Origin of the sequence: Methylocystis sp. H62, assembly GCF_015709515.1 — a bacterium.
Taxonomy (GTDB): Bacteria; Pseudomonadota; Alphaproteobacteria; order Rhizobiales; family Beijerinckiaceae; genus Methylocystis.
The window spans coordinates 33,014-46,879 of record NZ_JADNQZ010000056.1 but is presented as its reverse complement, the minus strand read 5'-3'; the positions used below and the strand labels follow the sequence as shown (position 1 = coordinate 46,879).

The following is a 13,866-nucleotide window of genomic DNA, read 5'->3' as shown; positions in this document are numbered from 1 at the left end:
CGGAGAGCCGCATGTATCACGGTCACAAGAAGCGCCGCTTCGGGCGCACGCATGAGCACCGCAAGGCGATGTTCGCCAATATGGCGCAGGCGCTCATCAAGCATGAGCAGATTGTCACGACGCTGCCGAAGGCGAAGGATCTGCGTCCGGTCGTCGAAAAGCTCGTGACGCTCGGCAAGCGCGGCGACCTCCACGCGCGCCGGCAGGCGATCGCCAAGATCAAGGACGTCAAGCTCGTCGGCAAGCTCTTCGACGTGCTCGGACCTCGCTACAAGGATCGCAACGGCGGCTATACGCGCGTGCTGAAGGCGGGCTTCCGCTATGGCGACAATGCGCCGCTTGCGGTCATCGAATTCGTCGATCGCGACGTGAACGCCAGGGGGCAGGACTCCGGACCCGTCCACGAAGGAGAGGCGGCGGCGTAAGCGGCTCAAAGGCGACCGTTTCGATCGTCATCATGATCAGCAAACACGGCGTCGTATCTCGATTGCGGGGATGCGGCGCCGAAAGCGTTTTAAGAGCAAGGAAGCGTCCGAGAACCTCGCGCGGAAGCCGCATATCGGCGATTGCGCTTCCGGCTGGCGCCTCGTCGGCGCTTCTCCGCACTGAACCATCATCGCAGCGCATTCTTATCGTCTCGCGTCTTTGCGTCTATAAATGCGCCGGCAAAAACGAGCCACGGAGCGCTTCATGAAGATTTCGGCGCATCACATTTTTATGGCTGCGGCGCTCGCCTGCGCCCTCGCGGCGCCTTTGGCCTTCGCGCGCGCCGAAGTCTCGCCTGAACAGGCTCAGACCGCTTCGCCAAGGCCGCCTGGCCGTGTCGAGAGCTTTACGCCGCCGGCGCCCGATCGCGCCGTGCCGACGAGCCGCGGCGAGTTGATGAATTCCTTCGCGCCGGTCGTCAAAAAGGCGCAGCCGGCAGTCGTTAACGTCTTCGCGTCGCGGGTCGAGCGCATGCCCGCCAATCCGCTGTTCGATGACCCGATTTTTCGTCGATTTTTTGGCGAGGGCGGCGGCATGCCGGGGCGCAACATGGCGCAGTCGCTGGGCTCGGGCGTGATCGTCGATCAAAGCGGCCTCGTCGTCACCAACAACCATGTGATCGAGGGCATGACCGACGTGAAGGTGGCGCTCGCCGACAAGCGCGAATTCGCCGCGAAGATTTTGTTGCGCGATCCGCGCACCGATCTCGCGGTGTTGAAGCTCGTCGACGGCGCCAATTTTCCGACCATGGAGCTTGGCGATTCGGACGCGCTTGAAGTCGGCGATTTGACGCTCGCGATCGGCAATCCCTTTGGCGTCGGTCAAACGGTGACGCAAGGCATTATCTCGGCGCTTTCGCGCACCCATGTCGGCATCAGCGACTATGGCTTCTTCATTCAGACGGACGCGGCGATCAATCCCGGCAATTCGGGCGGACCGCTGGTCGATATGAACGGGCGCGTCGTCGGCATCAATTCCGCGATCTTCTCGAAGTCCGGCGGCTCGGTCGGCATCGGCTTCGCCATTCCCGTCAATATGGTCAAGAGCGTGATCGCCGCCGCAAAGGGCGGCGGCAAGCAGGTTCGGCGGGCCTGGATGGGCGCGACGCTGCAAACGCTCTCGCAGGAGATCGCCGACGGCCTCGGGCTCGATCGTCCCACCGGCGCTTTGCTCGCCGACGTCGATCCGAAGGGGCCGTCAGCCGAAGCCGGTCTGAAGCGCGGCGACGTCATTATCTCGGTCGACGGCCAGACGGCCGATGACCCGGAGGCGGTCGGCTATCGGCTCGCCACCAAGCCGATTGGCGGGCAGGCGACGCTCGGCGTATTGCGCGGCGGCAAAAAGATTGTTGCGCAAATTCGACTCGCGCCTGCGCCGGAAACGCCGCCGCGCGACGCGATCAGGATAAAGGGCGCGTCGCCTTTCGCCGGCGCCACGGTCATGAATATTTCTCCCGCGGTCGTCGAAGAGATGTCGGTGCAGGGAACCGCCAATGGCGTCGTCGTGTCCGAGGTCGACGACGGCTCCTATGCGCAGCAGCTCAATCTGCAGCGCGGCGACATCATTCTCGCCGTCAATGACCAAAAGATCGGGACGACGCGCGATCTGGAGAGCGTAACGGCAGGGCGCGCCTACTATTGGAAGATCACCCTGGCGCGCGGCGGGCAGGTGTTCACGACGGTCATCGGCGGCTAGGATCGGCATGAGCGCGCTTGCGATCCTCGTCACGACGATCGACGACGAGGAAAAGGCGCGCGCGCTTGCCCGGGCGGCGCTCTCCGCAAAGCTCGCCGCCTGCGTTCAGATACATCCCATTCGCAGCCACTACGTCTGGAAGGACGAAATGCGCGAAGAGCCTGAGTTCTTGTTGCACATGAAAGCGCGCGGTGACGACTATCCGGCGCTTGCCGAACTGGTCCGCCGTCTGCATAGCTATGAGACGCCGGAAATTCTGCGCATCGACGTCGCCGAGGCGGACAAAGATTATCTCGCCTGGGCGATGGAGGCCACGCGACGGTAAGCGCGCCCGGCCGGGCGTCTTTTAAACCGTCGATCTCGGCATTACCTTTCCTGCGCGGCGACGCTCCTTGCGCCGCGCCAGCCTTCGGGACCCTTGGATGTCACCTCCCACCGACTATTTCGTTGATCGCCGCAGGCTTCGCCGCAAGCTGGGCTGGTGGCGTTTCGCCGCCCTGCTCGCCTTGGGTCTGGCGGGCCTCGTCGCCGTGGTGCGGCTCGGCGGCGCCGACTCGGCGGATAAGCTCACGCCGCATATCGCCCGCCTCGAGCTGCAGGGCGTCATCACCGGCGACGATGATACGATCGATATGATCAAGAAGATCGGGGAATCGAGCCAGACGAAGGCTCTGCTGCTGGAGATCGAGAGTCCCGGCGGCACGACGACAGGCTCCGAACGGCTCTATGAGGAGGTTCGGCGCGTCGCCGAGAAGAAGCCCGTCGTCGCCGTTGTCGGGACGGTGGCCGCGTCCGGCGCCTATATTGCCGCGCTCGCCGCCGACACGATCGTCGCGCGCGGCAATTCGCTGGTCGGCTCGATCGGCGTGTTGTTCCAATATCCCAACGTCTCGAAGTTGCTTAATAATTGGGGCGTCGAGGTCGAGACGATAAAATCGTCGCCGCTCAAGGCCGCGCCGAACGGGCTCGAACCGACGAGCCCGGAGGCGCGCGAGGCGGTCGCCAGTCTTGTCGCTGACTCCTTCGCTTGGTTCAAGGCGCTGGTTCAGGAGCGGCGCAAGCTTGACGACGCGGAACTGGCGAAGGTCTCTGACGGCCGTGTCTTCACCGCGCGCCAGGGCGTGCCGCTGAAGCTTGTCGATCTCATCGGCGGCCAGCGCGAGGCCATCGATTGGCTGGTCGCCAACAAGGGAATCGCGAAAGACATGCCCGTGCGCGAGTGGAAGAAGAAATCCAGCCTCGAGCGGCTTGGGCTTGTCGGCGCCGCCGCCGGCCTCGCGCGGGTCGCCGGATTGGAGTCGATCGCCGGTTTTTTAGAAAAATCAATTCTGCTCGAACGGAGCGGCGAGCTTGACGGCCTTTTGGCGATTTGGCAGCATTCGCCCGCAAACTGACTCGGGCGTCGCGCTTTGTTCGACGCTAACATATTGGATCGGCTCATGATAAAGTCGGAACTTATTCAACGTATCGCGCGCCGAAATGGCCATCTTTACCAGCGCGACGTCGAGACAATCGTCAGCACGATTCTTGACGAGATCACCTCGGCATTGGCGCGGGGCGATCGCGTTGAATTGCGAGGCTTCGGCGCGTTTTCGGTCAAGAAACGCGATGCGCGCACCGGCCGCAATCCGCGCACGGGCGCGCAGGTGTCGGTGCAGCAAAAGAGCGTGCCGTTCTTCAAAACCGGTAAAGAGATGCGCGAGCGCCTCAACGAGAATTATCCGGCCTGAGGCGATCTAAAGCGGCTGCGTCCTCTGGTTTCGGGACGCGCGGCAGCGGCGAAGCGGCGGCTATATGTGCGGCTGCCCAGCGTGTTGCGCGGCGCCGGCAAGAGGGAGATGTTATGAAGTCCATCCTGCGCGTCATCGTTTTCGTTCCTCTGGCGCTCATCATTCTGTTTTTCTCGATGGCCAATCGTGGCTCGGTGCGCATCGGGCTTGATCCCTTCGCGCCGAGCGACGGATCGGGTCCTTCTTTCGAGGCGCCGATCTTCCTTGTCGTTCTGGCGTCGATGGCGATTGGCGTGCTTGCGGGCGGGATCTCTTCCTGGCTGGGGCATCTCTCCGTACGCCGCGCCGCGAAGATCGCTCGCGCCGAGGCGCGCAAGACGCGTGTGGAGATCGACAAGCTGCGTCAGCAGGCGTTGGCGAGCCTGCCGGCCGATAAGAGAGTGAAGAGCAGCTAAGCGGCTGTCTCTGTCGCGCCTTCAATGGAAATCCCGCGACTTCGGCAAGATCCGGACATTGCGCGGATGGCCGCCGCGCGGATGCTGGGGATGGATGAATTCGTCCGCGCGAGACAGGACGATTTCCGCATGATGCGCCTCTGACAGCCTAGTGAGGTCCTGGCTGCGGTCGATAATGCGCTGCGCCATCAGATGCACGACATTTTCGGGGCTCTTCTGCACCCTTCCTTCCACCAGCATGAGTCGTGACGCCATCGTCTCGCGGCGGTAGCGCTCGAAGAGCCGCGCCCAGATGACGATATTGAGGACGCCGGTTTCGTCTTCGAGCGTGACGAAAATGGCGTTGCCCTGTCCGGGCCGCTGGCGTACCAGCACGACGCCCGCCGCGCGCGCAAAGGCGCCGTCAGCGAGCGCCGCAACTTCCGCGCAAGGGATGATCCGTTCGCGCGTGAAAATCGGCCGCAGCACCGCCATGGGATGGGCCTTCAACGAAAGCCGCAGCGTCTGATAGTCGGCGGCGACATGTTCGCCAAGCGACATGGACGGCAGCAGCGGATCTTGTTCCTTGGCGAGTTCGCGCGCGTCGGCGGCGGCAAAGAGCGGCAGGGGTTTGGCGTCCGGCAGACGCCGCACGGCCCAGAGCGCGTCGCGGCGGTCGCTTTGCAATGAGCGGAAAGCGTCGGCGTCGGCGAGCGCGCGCATCGTCGCGCCGTTGAGCGCCGCCCGCCGCGCGAGATCTTCGACGCTGTCATAGGGCTTCGTCCGCGCGTCGACGATGCGATGTCCTTCGCTTTCATGCACGCCGTCCGCTTGCCGAAAGCCGAGACGCAGCGCCAAATCTCCGTCTTCCGCGCGCTCCAGCCTATTGTCCCATTCGCTGAAATTCACGTCGACGGCGCGCACGTCGACGCCATGCTCGCGCGCGTCGCGCACGATCTGCGCCGGCGCGTAAAAGCCCATCGGCTGCGAATTGAGCAGGGCGCAGGCGAAGATCGCCGGATAGTGGCATTTGATCCAGGACGAGATGTAGACGAGCTTGGCGAAGGACGCGGCGTGGCTTTCGGGAAAGCCGTAGGAGCCGAAGCCCTTGATCTGCTCGAAACAGCTTTGCGCGAAGCCGCGATCATAGCCGCGCGCCGCCATGCGCTCGACCATCAGCGATTCAAATTGATGGATGGTGCCGAGATTGCGGAAGGTCGCCATCGCGCGGCGCAGACGATTGGCTTCAACATCGGAGAATTTCGCCGCGACCATGGCGAGCTTCATCGCCTGCTCCTGAAACAGCGGCACGCCCTTGGTCTTTTCGAGCACCTTGCGCAATTCGTCCGCCGGCCCGTGTTCCGGCGCGGGCGAGGGATAGATCACCGGCTCGCTGCCGGAGCGGCGGCGCAGATAGGGATGCACCATATTGCCCTGAATGGGTCCGGGCCGCACGATCGCCACCTGAATGACGAGATCGTAGAATTCACGCGGCTTCAGCCGCGGCAGCATATTCATCTGCGCCCGGCTCTCGACCTGAAAGACGCCGATGGAATCGCCCCGGCACAGCATGTCGTAGGTCGCCTTGTCGTCGGCCGGCACGTCGGCAAGTCCCATGTCCTTTCCTTCATGGGCGCGCAAATAATCGAAACATTTTCGAATGCAGGTGAGCATGCCGAGCGCCAGCACGTCGACCTTCATCAGGCCGAGCGCGTCGATGTCGTCCTTGTCCCATTCGATGAAGGTGCGCTCCGGCATCGCGGCGTTGGCGATGGGCGTCAATTCGTCGAGCCGTCCGCGCGCGAGAACGAAGCCGCCGACATGCTGCGAGAGATGGCGCGGAAAGCCGAGCAGGCGCGTCGCGAAACGAATGGCGCGGCGAATGACGGGGTTTTCGGGATCAAGCCCGGTCTGGCGGATGTAAGCCTGCGGAATGTCGGAGCCCCAGCTGCCCCATTGCGTGCTGGCGAGCGCGGCGGTCACGTCCTCGGTCAGTCCGAAGACCTTGCCGACTTCGCGAATGGCGCTGCGCGGCCGGTAGCTGATGACGGTCGCGACGAGTCCGGCGCGCTCGCGGCCGTATTTGCCGTAAATATGCTGGATGATCTCTTCGCGCCGCTCATGCTCGAAATCGACGTCGATGTCGGGCGGCTCCTTGCGCTCCTGCGAGATGAATCTGGCGAAGAGCAGATCGTTCTCCGCCGGATCGACGCAGGTGACGCCGAGCACATAGCAAACGGCGGAATTGGCGGCGGAGCCGCGCCCCTGGCAGAGAATCCCCTTGTCTTCGGCGATCCGCACGATGTCGTGAATGGTGAGGAAATAACGCGCGTAGTCGAGCGTCTCGATGAGCGCCAGCTCCTCGCGCAGAAGCCTCTCGACCTTCTCCGGCACGCCGTCTGGATAGCGCATGACGGCGTGGCGATAGGTCAGCTCCTCAAGCCATTCCTGGGGATTGCGTCCCGGCGGGACAGGCTCGTCCGGATATTCATATTTCAGTTGATCGAGCGAGAAATCGACGCGCGCGAGAAAACATTGCGTCTCCTCGATCGCCTCCGGCGTCTCAGTGAAGAGACGCGCCATTTCGTCGGGCGTCTTCAAATGACGCTCGGCGTTGATCTCCAGCCGGCGCCCAGCTTGCGCGAGCGTCACGCCTTCGCGGATGCAGGTCATGACGTCTTGCAGATCGCGCTGGCCGGGATCGGCGTAAAGCGCGTCATTCGTCGCGAGCAGGGGCGTCTGCGTTCGTGCGGCGATCTCTTTCAGTTTTGCGAGACGCCGCCTGTCGTCGCCGCGCCGCGGCATGGTCGCGCCGAGCCAGACGTCGCCTTGCGCCAGATCGCTCAGACGCGCGAGCGCCGACGGCAGACGCGTCAGATTGCGTGAAGGCATGACGATCAGCAGCAGATCGTGCGCGGCTTGCGCAAGATCGTCGAAATAAAGATGGCATTCGCCTTTCTTGGCGCGAAGATTCCCCGTCGTCAGCAGCCGCGTGAGCCGTCCCCAGCCGTTGCGGTTTTGCGGATGAACGACGATGTCGGGCGTCTCGTCGGCGAAGACGAGACGCACGCCGACAACGAGCTTGAAGGAGTCTACTTGCGCCGCATCGAGCTGCGCCAGAAACGCCGCATCCTCGCCCGCTGGCGGATCGCGCAATTTTTCCTGCAGCTCCTTGAGCGCGGCATAGGCGCGCACGACGCCGGCGACGCTGTTGCGGTCGGCGACGCCAATGCCGCTATGGCCGAGCAGCAGCGCCGTCAGCGCCATGTCTGACGGATGCGACGCGCCGCGCAGGAAGGAGAAATTCGTCGCCGCGACGAGTTCGGCGAAAGGCGCGCTCATGCGAAGAGCCCATGCAGGAACCAGCGCGGCGCGGCGGTTTCGCTTTCATAGAGGCCTTCGCGAAACACCCAGAAGCGGTGGCCTTCGCGATCCTCCAGCCGGTAATAGTCGCGCGTTCGCCTGTCGCGGCCGACCGCGTTGCGCCACCATTCCGGCGCGATGCGCTCCGGCCCTTCGGCGCGGGCGATCATGTGGCGCACGCGGCGCCATTTGAAATGCATCGGCGGCCCGTCCGGCGTCTCCGCCATGGTGTCGATGGGCTGCGGCGGATCGAACAGAAACAGCGGCCGCAAGGGCGGTTCGCCCGGCTCCGGCTTCTCCCAGGAATTAGGTTTGGAAGGAGACGCCGCGTAAACATAGGAGGCGGCGCGCACGGGATCATGCGTCTCATGCGCCGCAAAGCGCAGCACGCGTTCGCGGCCAAAACGCGCCGAGAGGCGATCGACGAGATCGGCGACGTCGCCCTCCTGCGCGTCCTGCCGCTCGAAGCCGATCTGGCTTTGCGTCAGAGTTTCGGCGTTGAGGACGCAAAAGCGGATAACGTCGAAGCCGAATCCCGGATCGAGCGGATCGGCGAGCGAGTCGGCCTTCAGGCGAAAAAGACGCAAAAGCGCCTCGACATTGCGAGAGGGCGCACCGGTTTCAAAATTGAGGACAGCGACGGCGCCGTCGGTGCGAAAGAAGCGCGCTTCAAAAACGCGGCCGCCTTCGCCGCGCCTTTCGAGAATGCCCATCGCTTCGGCGATCAGCGGGCGCAGAACATTCTCTATCGCGGAAAGATCGAGAAAAGGCTCGGCGAAGCGCCGCTCGACCATGCATTCCGGCAAGGGCCGCAAGGGCGTGATGCGCGCGTCTTCGCGTCCCAGAATGCGGGTCAGCCGCCGCATGGTTTCGGCGCCGAAACGCGCCGTCAGCGCGGCCGAGGAACGATCGGCGAGATCGCCCAAGGTCGTGAGGCCGGCGCGCGTCAGCGCGACGCTCGTTTCTTTTGGCGCTTCGAGCGCGGCGATGGCGAGCGGGCGTGTGAAAATTTCATCTTCGCCCGGAGGCGTGACGACCTCTTGGCCAAAACGCGCCAGCGCGCGCGCGGCGTCCGGCGTTCCGGCGACAGCGGCCCGGCCGGTGAAGGAGAGGCGCGCCATCGCCTGCAGGATGCAGGTCCGCATCATCGCTTCGCCGCCAAAAAGATGCGCGCAGCCCGTCGCGTCGAGCATGAGGCCGCAGAGTGGATCGAGCGCCACGAGCGGCGTGAACTGTTCGCAAAAGGCGGCAAGACGCATCATCAGCCGCTCGTCGGCGTCAGGGTCGGCCTGCGCGACTGAGAGATGGGGCGCGCGCGCCCTGGCGTCGGCGAGCGTCATGCCCGGCGTCAGGCCGAGCGCGATCGCCTTTCGATCGAGCGCGTCGATGCGCAGCGCGCTGCGCTCTTTTTTGACGAGGATGAGCGGCGCGTCATCCGAATTTGCGTCCGGCCCTCTGCGGCGCGCCTTCGCCAGGCGTTCCGCCGACAGGAAGGGAAGCCACAGGGCCAGATAGCGACGATGCGTCGAATGTTCTGTCCTCGAAGGCGCCACGGTCACGGTTCCACTCCACACGCCACTCATGCTGCTCTTGCCCCGCCGCGCCGCCACGCTGGCGCAGCAGAAAAACCGTAAAAGCCGCTGATCCCGGCGCATTCGCCGCTAGCGCGCGGGAAGGCGCGGCGCGCACGAGCCAGCGGCTGGCGGCGGCGCTCGGCGCGGGGGAGGCGCCGACGCGGGAGACGAAGATCGGCGCGCCGGCGGCGGCGGCCGCCAGAGCCAGGCGCCGGCTCGCGGTAAGGTCATAGGCGCGCGCTTCGCCGAAGAGTTCGATCAGCGTCGCGCCCACAGTTGCGCAGCGTCCGGCTTCGGCGCCGGCCTGCAGCGCCTCTTTGGCGTCGCGCACGCGAATGAAGGCGACGGCGGCGGGGTCGAGGCCAATGTCGGCGAGACCCGGCGGATAGGGCGCGCCGGATTCGGCGCTCAGCGCCTCCTGCCGGGCCCAGAGCAGCGGCTTTTCCGCGCCCGCCAGTGCGCGCCTGGCGAGCGCCAGAGCGAAGCCCGTCGCCGCCGGGGCGTCGGCGGCGGTCTCGGCATAGGCCTCATGCAGCGCCGCACGGAGAATGCCGCCGCCGAGCCGCCCATCAAGGGCGGGCGCGCCGAGCGCGATCGTCTCGGAAGGGACGGCCGAATAGGCGCAAGCCAGGCTTTTCCGCAGCGACGCCAGCGGTTGGGTCATCTCATGAGTTCCTGTTATGTTCTTATAATGACTCCCGATGCGGGAGAGTCAAGGCGGGGCTGGCTAAACGGCAGGGCTCCGTATCCAGGTTAACAAGGCGTCATCTCACCGCGTCATGGCCGCGCTTGTCGCGGCCATCCACGCGACGACGCGCTGCAAATGTCAGGACATGAGCGAACATGCCGTCTCCACGTGATGCGTTTCGCGATGTCCCGGCGTGGATGCCCGGCACAAGGCCGGGCATGACGGCTGCGGGGAGGAAGATTCCGGACGGCTGATGCCCGCGCCGGGCTTCGAATGTCACTTCGTCTTCAGATATTCGACGATCGCCATGGCGCCGGCGACGTCGTCCGACCAATCGAGCTTCAAGGTCTTGCCGTCCTCGACGACGTCCTTGTCGTGCCCCTTGTTGGAGAGCGCCGGAAAGGCCGTCGTATCGAAACGATAGCCCTCGCGCGAGAGCGTCTGCGCCGGCTCCCAGGAGAAGCCGACGAGCTTCTTGTCATAGTCGAGCCGGCTCTTGATGAAGACGGCCGGGCGCTCGCGCGGCACGAGGAGATGATAAAGCGTCGGCGTTGAGCCGTTGTGCAGATAGGGGGCCTGCGCCCACACGCCGCCAAGCGGCAGCGCGTTATAGCCCTCATGCGTCGCGGGATCGGCCATGGAGACGTCAGCGCGGTTCTCCAGCGAGATTTCTTCGAACTTCGCGCAGGGCGCAAGCCGGTCGCCCGACGGCGGCATCTCGACGACTCTCGTCGGCGGACATATTTTTGTGAAACTGTCGCGGGCGTTTTTCGCAATCGCATCGCTGACGACGCGCGCCCGTCCGAGATCCGTGCCGAGGTCGTAGACCTTGCCGTTATGCGGCCGATGGCACGCCGCGCAATTTTCTTCAAAGAGCGCCGCGCCCTTTTTTGCGAGCGCGAGATCGACGGGGAAGGGGTAGACCGGCGCCGGCAGATCGCGCAGCAGATCCTCGCTGAAAGCGGCGATGCGAATGTCGGTGTCGCGTCCCAGCCCCAACGTCAATTCGGCGGCGAGGTTGCGGAAGATCGGAATCGGAATATTGCCGTTCCATTGTCCGCCGCCGTCGACGAGTTGTGTGTGATCCGCGGACCAGCGCGCCAGCCGCTTCTCCTGCTCCCACACGGCCATGAAGTCGGTGATGCCCGGCGTCGGCGGCAGGCTTGTCATCGGATCCGGATTTTCGCCGCGCGCTTCGGCGGCGGCGTAGACCATCGACGTGCTGACGCCGGTCGCGTCGGCCATCCCGCCGAAGCCCTGCGTCATCTGCTCCTCGAAACCTTTGTAGTTCTTGTAGACGAGGTCGAGAAGTGAGACGTATTCCAGTCCGGCGCGCGTCAGGAATTTGCCGACGATCGCCGGCGCGTCCTGCATGAAGAGCTCGATCTGACGGGTCTCATAGGCGGCGTCGAAGCGGCGGCCGGCGAAGGAGTAATTCTTGTAGAAGTAATTTCTGTCTTGGGCATGCGCCTTGTCGAGCGCTGTAAGAATGGCCCGAGTGGCGCGTTCGATCTTCTCCTCTGGCGTCGTCGCGCCGGCGGTGATCTTCTCGATCGTGTTTTTCACTCTGACGCGATATTGCACGAGATTGAACTGCGCGTTCACGCCGCCGTCGAGATAGCGCAGACTGCCGTCATCGAGGCGCACGCGGCCGATATGGCAGGCGCCGCAACTCAACGCCGCGTAATCGACGGCGCCGTTTGCGTCGTCGCGCGCCAATCCGGTCCAGCCGAAGCCGCGCGCGATAGGGTAGGTCGGATCGCGCCCGTCGATGAAGAGGCCGGCGACGTCGAGAAAATTATCCGCGCTTCCCCATTCTTCGGGCGCGAGCTTTGGCAGGAGCTTCAAAATGATGAACGGAGCGCCGTCCGTAAGGCCGAAGGGAAAATCCGCAAACCAGCGATAGGCGACCGGCTTGCGGCTGATATAGGCGTCGAGCGCCTTCAATCTTTTTTCCTGCTCGGCGCGCCACTCGCCGCCGGCCGGCGCCGATTGCGCGAAAGCCGGCGCGTGGAGACAGGCGTGTGACGTCAGCGTCAGGCATGCGACGAACGAAATGCGCGCGATCGCGCGTGTAAGACGCATCACCACGGCCATTTTGGGAATCCCGTCGGCTCTTTGGGCTGGGACCGGAACTTCGAGGAGGCGATATAGACGTCGCGGCGCAGCCGATTGATGCCGCCGATCGGCTGATGCGCTGTGAGCCCGTGCCATGGCGTGAACGCCATGTGCTCGCATTCCGTCACCTGATACGCATCGTCGAAATCTTGCTGGTCGATCTCGATCGTCGCGACATTTTGCTGCGGCGCGGTCGTCTCCGACCATTCGGCGGTCGCGTCTTCGATCGGCAGCGAATCGTCATTGCGCAATTGGACTTTGAAATCGAAGACGGCCGGCTTGCCATTGGCGGGATCGAGGCTCTTCTTCATCGCCTCGCGCAGATAATTCGTAGTTGGATTTGCCGGCACGGGCGTCTTTTCCGCGCTTCTCGGCGTCACGCTGAATTTGGCGACCCTGTCCGAGCCATAAAGAAACGGCGCAGCCGAAAAATACGGACTCTCGAGCGGATTGCCGACGTTGGTTTGCAGGATCTTCGCGACCACTGCCCGTGTCTTCAGCCTCTCCGGCGTATTTTGTGTCAAGAAGGGCAGAATGTCGTCGTGATTAGAGAGCTGGATTTTTGTGACTTCCAAATATTCGGAGACATTCGGAAAGGCGAAGGCGGGAAGGTTGATCAGCAGAAAATCCTGCGTTTTGGCGCCGGGCTCGTTTAAGAGCGTATCGCCTTCTACGCCGATCAGCTTGATCGCCATGCCGCGACTGTCGGGTTTTCCGTTCTTGCCGAGATCTGGCGCGAGAAACGGCGTGGCGTTGGAGAAGCGAATCCAGGCCGGATATTTCTTGCCCGGCGTCGCGAAGACGCCGGCCCGGTAATTTGGGGGAATGTCGGAATTGACGGTGAACGTCGCTTTGACGCAGCCGTGATCCTTCGGATGCACGCCGCGCCGCGCCATGCCTTCCGGATAGCGCATCTGCAGAAGCTGCGTGGTGAGCGCGATGATCTGCCCGATCTGCTCGGCTTCGCCTTGAGGCGCTTTTTCGAATTTCGTGAGCGGCGCCGCTGGCGCCGCGGCTCTCGCCTCTTCGGCGTGCGCGGCTTGGCGCGGGCTTGTTGACACAGCCAAAAGCAAGGCGGCCGTCGCGACAGACGCGCTCCGTCTTCTCATCATGTCTCCCTCCCCTCGAGAAAGCGATTTCTTGAATTGCGCATTTGAAAGCAGTCCGCCGCAAGGACGTTATACGCCCGCGCGACCTTGACGCCTAGAATGGCGTTATCGACGTTGTGCAGAACGTTGAGCCGGCGACAGCAGATGCGGATGCGGCGAAGCTCGCCGCAAGCAGCTCTCTCAAGAACATTGTTCGCTCCCACCCGAATCGACGAAACTGAAAACAGTAACACTATCAGATTTGCAAATTGGCAAAGGCGCAATATAGGCTTGCCGCTTGTGGGGAACGCCGATCCTTCGTTAAGGTTCCGCCGGCAGTCGATTTTGCAGCGCAGGATGCGCAGCGCGCAACGCAGTGGCCCGCGGTTGCGCCTATCCCTTGCGCGCAACTATAGTAGCGATCTCAAACATTGCGGAGCGCGCCCATTGCGCGTCGCCGTTTGGGATCGGCTGCCGACGACATGACTTTGGAACAGCGGTTTTGCGGAAGCGATTCCGCAGTGCCGAAAATGTCATCGAACGGTCGTGAAAAGCGGGCTTCGATGCGCGCCAGACAATGTGCTCAATGATCCTGGCTGAAGCGGACTCAGAGAAGGCGCCCGTAGGTTCACGTCGCTTCGGCGTGGAGTCCTGTGCGCAATTTGGCGCCGAGCTTATTCATGACGCTTG

Annotated in this window: 11 protein-coding genes; 6 read left to right on the top strand and 5 right to left on the bottom strand. The window is 63.8% G+C overall.

The features are described 5' to 3' along the window. Positions 1–11: 11 nt before the first annotated feature. The 6 genes from rplQ to IYY11_RS14210 all read left to right on the top strand — a co-directional run bounded on the left by rplQ (position 12) and on the right by IYY11_RS14210 (position 4,366). A complete protein-coding gene (gene rplQ, locus IYY11_RS14235; protein ID WP_018406001.1) occupies positions 12–425 on the top strand; it encodes a 50S ribosomal protein L17 in 414 nt (137 codons plus the stop codon). A gap of 265 nt (positions 426–690) precedes the next feature. Then, positions 691–2,181, top strand: a complete 1,491-nt coding sequence (locus IYY11_RS14230; RefSeq protein ID WP_196404457.1) for a DegQ family serine endoprotease — start codon at positions 691–693, stop codon at positions 2,179–2,181. A 7-nt stretch (positions 2,182–2,188) separates the two neighbouring features. After that, on the top strand, positions 2,189–2,506 hold the full coding sequence (cutA, locus tag IYY11_RS14225; RefSeq protein ID WP_029648653.1) for a divalent-cation tolerance protein CutA: 318 nt from the start codon (positions 2,189–2,191) through the stop codon (positions 2,504–2,506). A 97-nt stretch (positions 2,507–2,603) separates the two neighbouring features. Continuing rightward, entirely contained in the window at positions 2,604–3,575 is a 972-nt protein-coding gene (gene sppA, locus IYY11_RS14220; RefSeq protein WP_196404456.1) for a signal peptide peptidase SppA, read from the top strand. Between the two features lie 45 nt (positions 3,576–3,620). Beyond that, positions 3,621–3,911 (top strand): integration host factor subunit beta, encoded by a 291-nt coding sequence (gene ihfB / locus IYY11_RS14215; protein WP_196392648.1) that lies wholly within the window; start codon positions 3,621–3,623, stop codon positions 3,909–3,911. A 113-nt stretch (positions 3,912–4,024) separates the two neighbouring features. Further along, a complete protein-coding gene (locus IYY11_RS14210; RefSeq protein ID WP_124739174.1) occupies positions 4,025–4,366 on the top strand; it encodes a LapA family protein in 342 nt (113 codons plus the stop codon). 21 nt (positions 4,367–4,387) lie between these two features. On the opposite strand, the gene IYY11_RS14205 is transcribed toward IYY11_RS14210, so the two are convergent. From IYY11_RS14205 to IYY11_RS14190, 5 genes are all read right to left on the bottom strand, one after another. Continuing rightward, on the bottom strand, positions 4,388–7,687 hold the full coding sequence (locus IYY11_RS14205) for an error-prone DNA polymerase (RefSeq protein WP_196404455.1): 3,300 nt from the start codon (positions 7,685–7,687) through the stop codon (positions 4,388–4,390). Next, a complete protein-coding gene (locus IYY11_RS14200; RefSeq protein WP_210331377.1) occupies positions 7,684–9,048 on the bottom strand; it encodes a DNA polymerase Y family protein in 1,365 nt (454 codons plus the stop codon). The genes IYY11_RS14205 and IYY11_RS14200 overlap by 4 nt, the downstream gene beginning before the upstream one ends. Positions 9,049–9,139: 91 nt before the next feature. Then, positions 9,140–9,946: a hypothetical protein gene (locus IYY11_RS22440; protein ID WP_210331368.1), complete on the bottom strand. Its 807-nt coding sequence runs from the start codon at positions 9,944–9,946 to the stop codon at positions 9,140–9,142. A 300-nt stretch (positions 9,947–10,246) separates the two neighbouring features. Beyond that, positions 10,247–12,067 (bottom strand): cytochrome c, encoded by a 1,821-nt coding sequence (locus IYY11_RS14195; RefSeq protein ID WP_196404453.1) that lies wholly within the window; start codon positions 12,065–12,067, stop codon positions 10,247–10,249. After that, positions 12,055–13,200 carry a catalase family protein gene (locus IYY11_RS14190; protein WP_246719986.1) on the bottom strand — a complete coding sequence of 382 codons (1,146 nt, stop codon included), beginning with the start codon at positions 13,198–13,200 and terminating at the stop codon, positions 12,055–12,057. Before IYY11_RS14190 ends, IYY11_RS14195 begins: the two co-directional genes overlap by 13 nt. Between the last annotated feature and the right edge of the window lie 666 nt (positions 13,201–13,866).

What these genes read in the sequence shown, in the direction of transcription:
- IYY11_RS14230 (WP_196404457.1), top strand. Translation starts at nt 691, where the DNA reads ATGAAGATTTCGGCGCATCACATTTTTATGGCTGCGGCGCTCGCCTGC.
- IYY11_RS14205 (WP_196404455.1), bottom strand. Translation starts at nt 7,687, where the DNA reads ATGAGCGCGCCTTTCGCCGAACTCGTCGCGGCGACGAATTTCTCCTTC.
- IYY11_RS14200 (WP_210331377.1), bottom strand. Translation starts at nt 9,048, where the DNA reads ATGACGCTCGCCGACGCCAGGGCGCGCGCGCCCCATCTCTCAGTCGCG.
- sppA (WP_196404456.1), top strand. Translation starts at nt 2,604, where the DNA reads ATGTCACCTCCCACCGACTATTTCGTTGATCGCCGCAGGCTTCGCCGC.
- IYY11_RS14190 (WP_246719986.1), bottom strand. Translation starts at nt 13,200, where the DNA reads ATGATGAGAAGACGGAGCGCGTCTGTCGCGACGGCCGCCTTGCTTTTG.
- IYY11_RS14210 (WP_124739174.1), top strand. Translation starts at nt 4,025, where the DNA reads ATGAAGTCCATCCTGCGCGTCATCGTTTTCGTTCCTCTGGCGCTCATC.
- IYY11_RS14195 (WP_196404453.1), bottom strand. Translation starts at nt 12,067, where the DNA reads ATGGCCGTGGTGATGCGTCTTACACGCGCGATCGCGCGCATTTCGTTC.
- rplQ (WP_018406001.1), top strand. Translation starts at nt 12, where the DNA reads ATGTATCACGGTCACAAGAAGCGCCGCTTCGGGCGCACGCATGAGCAC.
- cutA (WP_029648653.1), top strand. Translation starts at nt 2,189, where the DNA reads ATGAGCGCGCTTGCGATCCTCGTCACGACGATCGACGACGAGGAAAAG.
- ihfB (WP_196392648.1), top strand. Translation starts at nt 3,621, where the DNA reads ATGATAAAGTCGGAACTTATTCAACGTATCGCGCGCCGAAATGGCCAT.
- IYY11_RS22440 (WP_210331368.1), bottom strand. Translation starts at nt 9,946, where the DNA reads ATGACCCAACCGCTGGCGTCGCTGCGGAAAAGCCTGGCTTGCGCCTAT.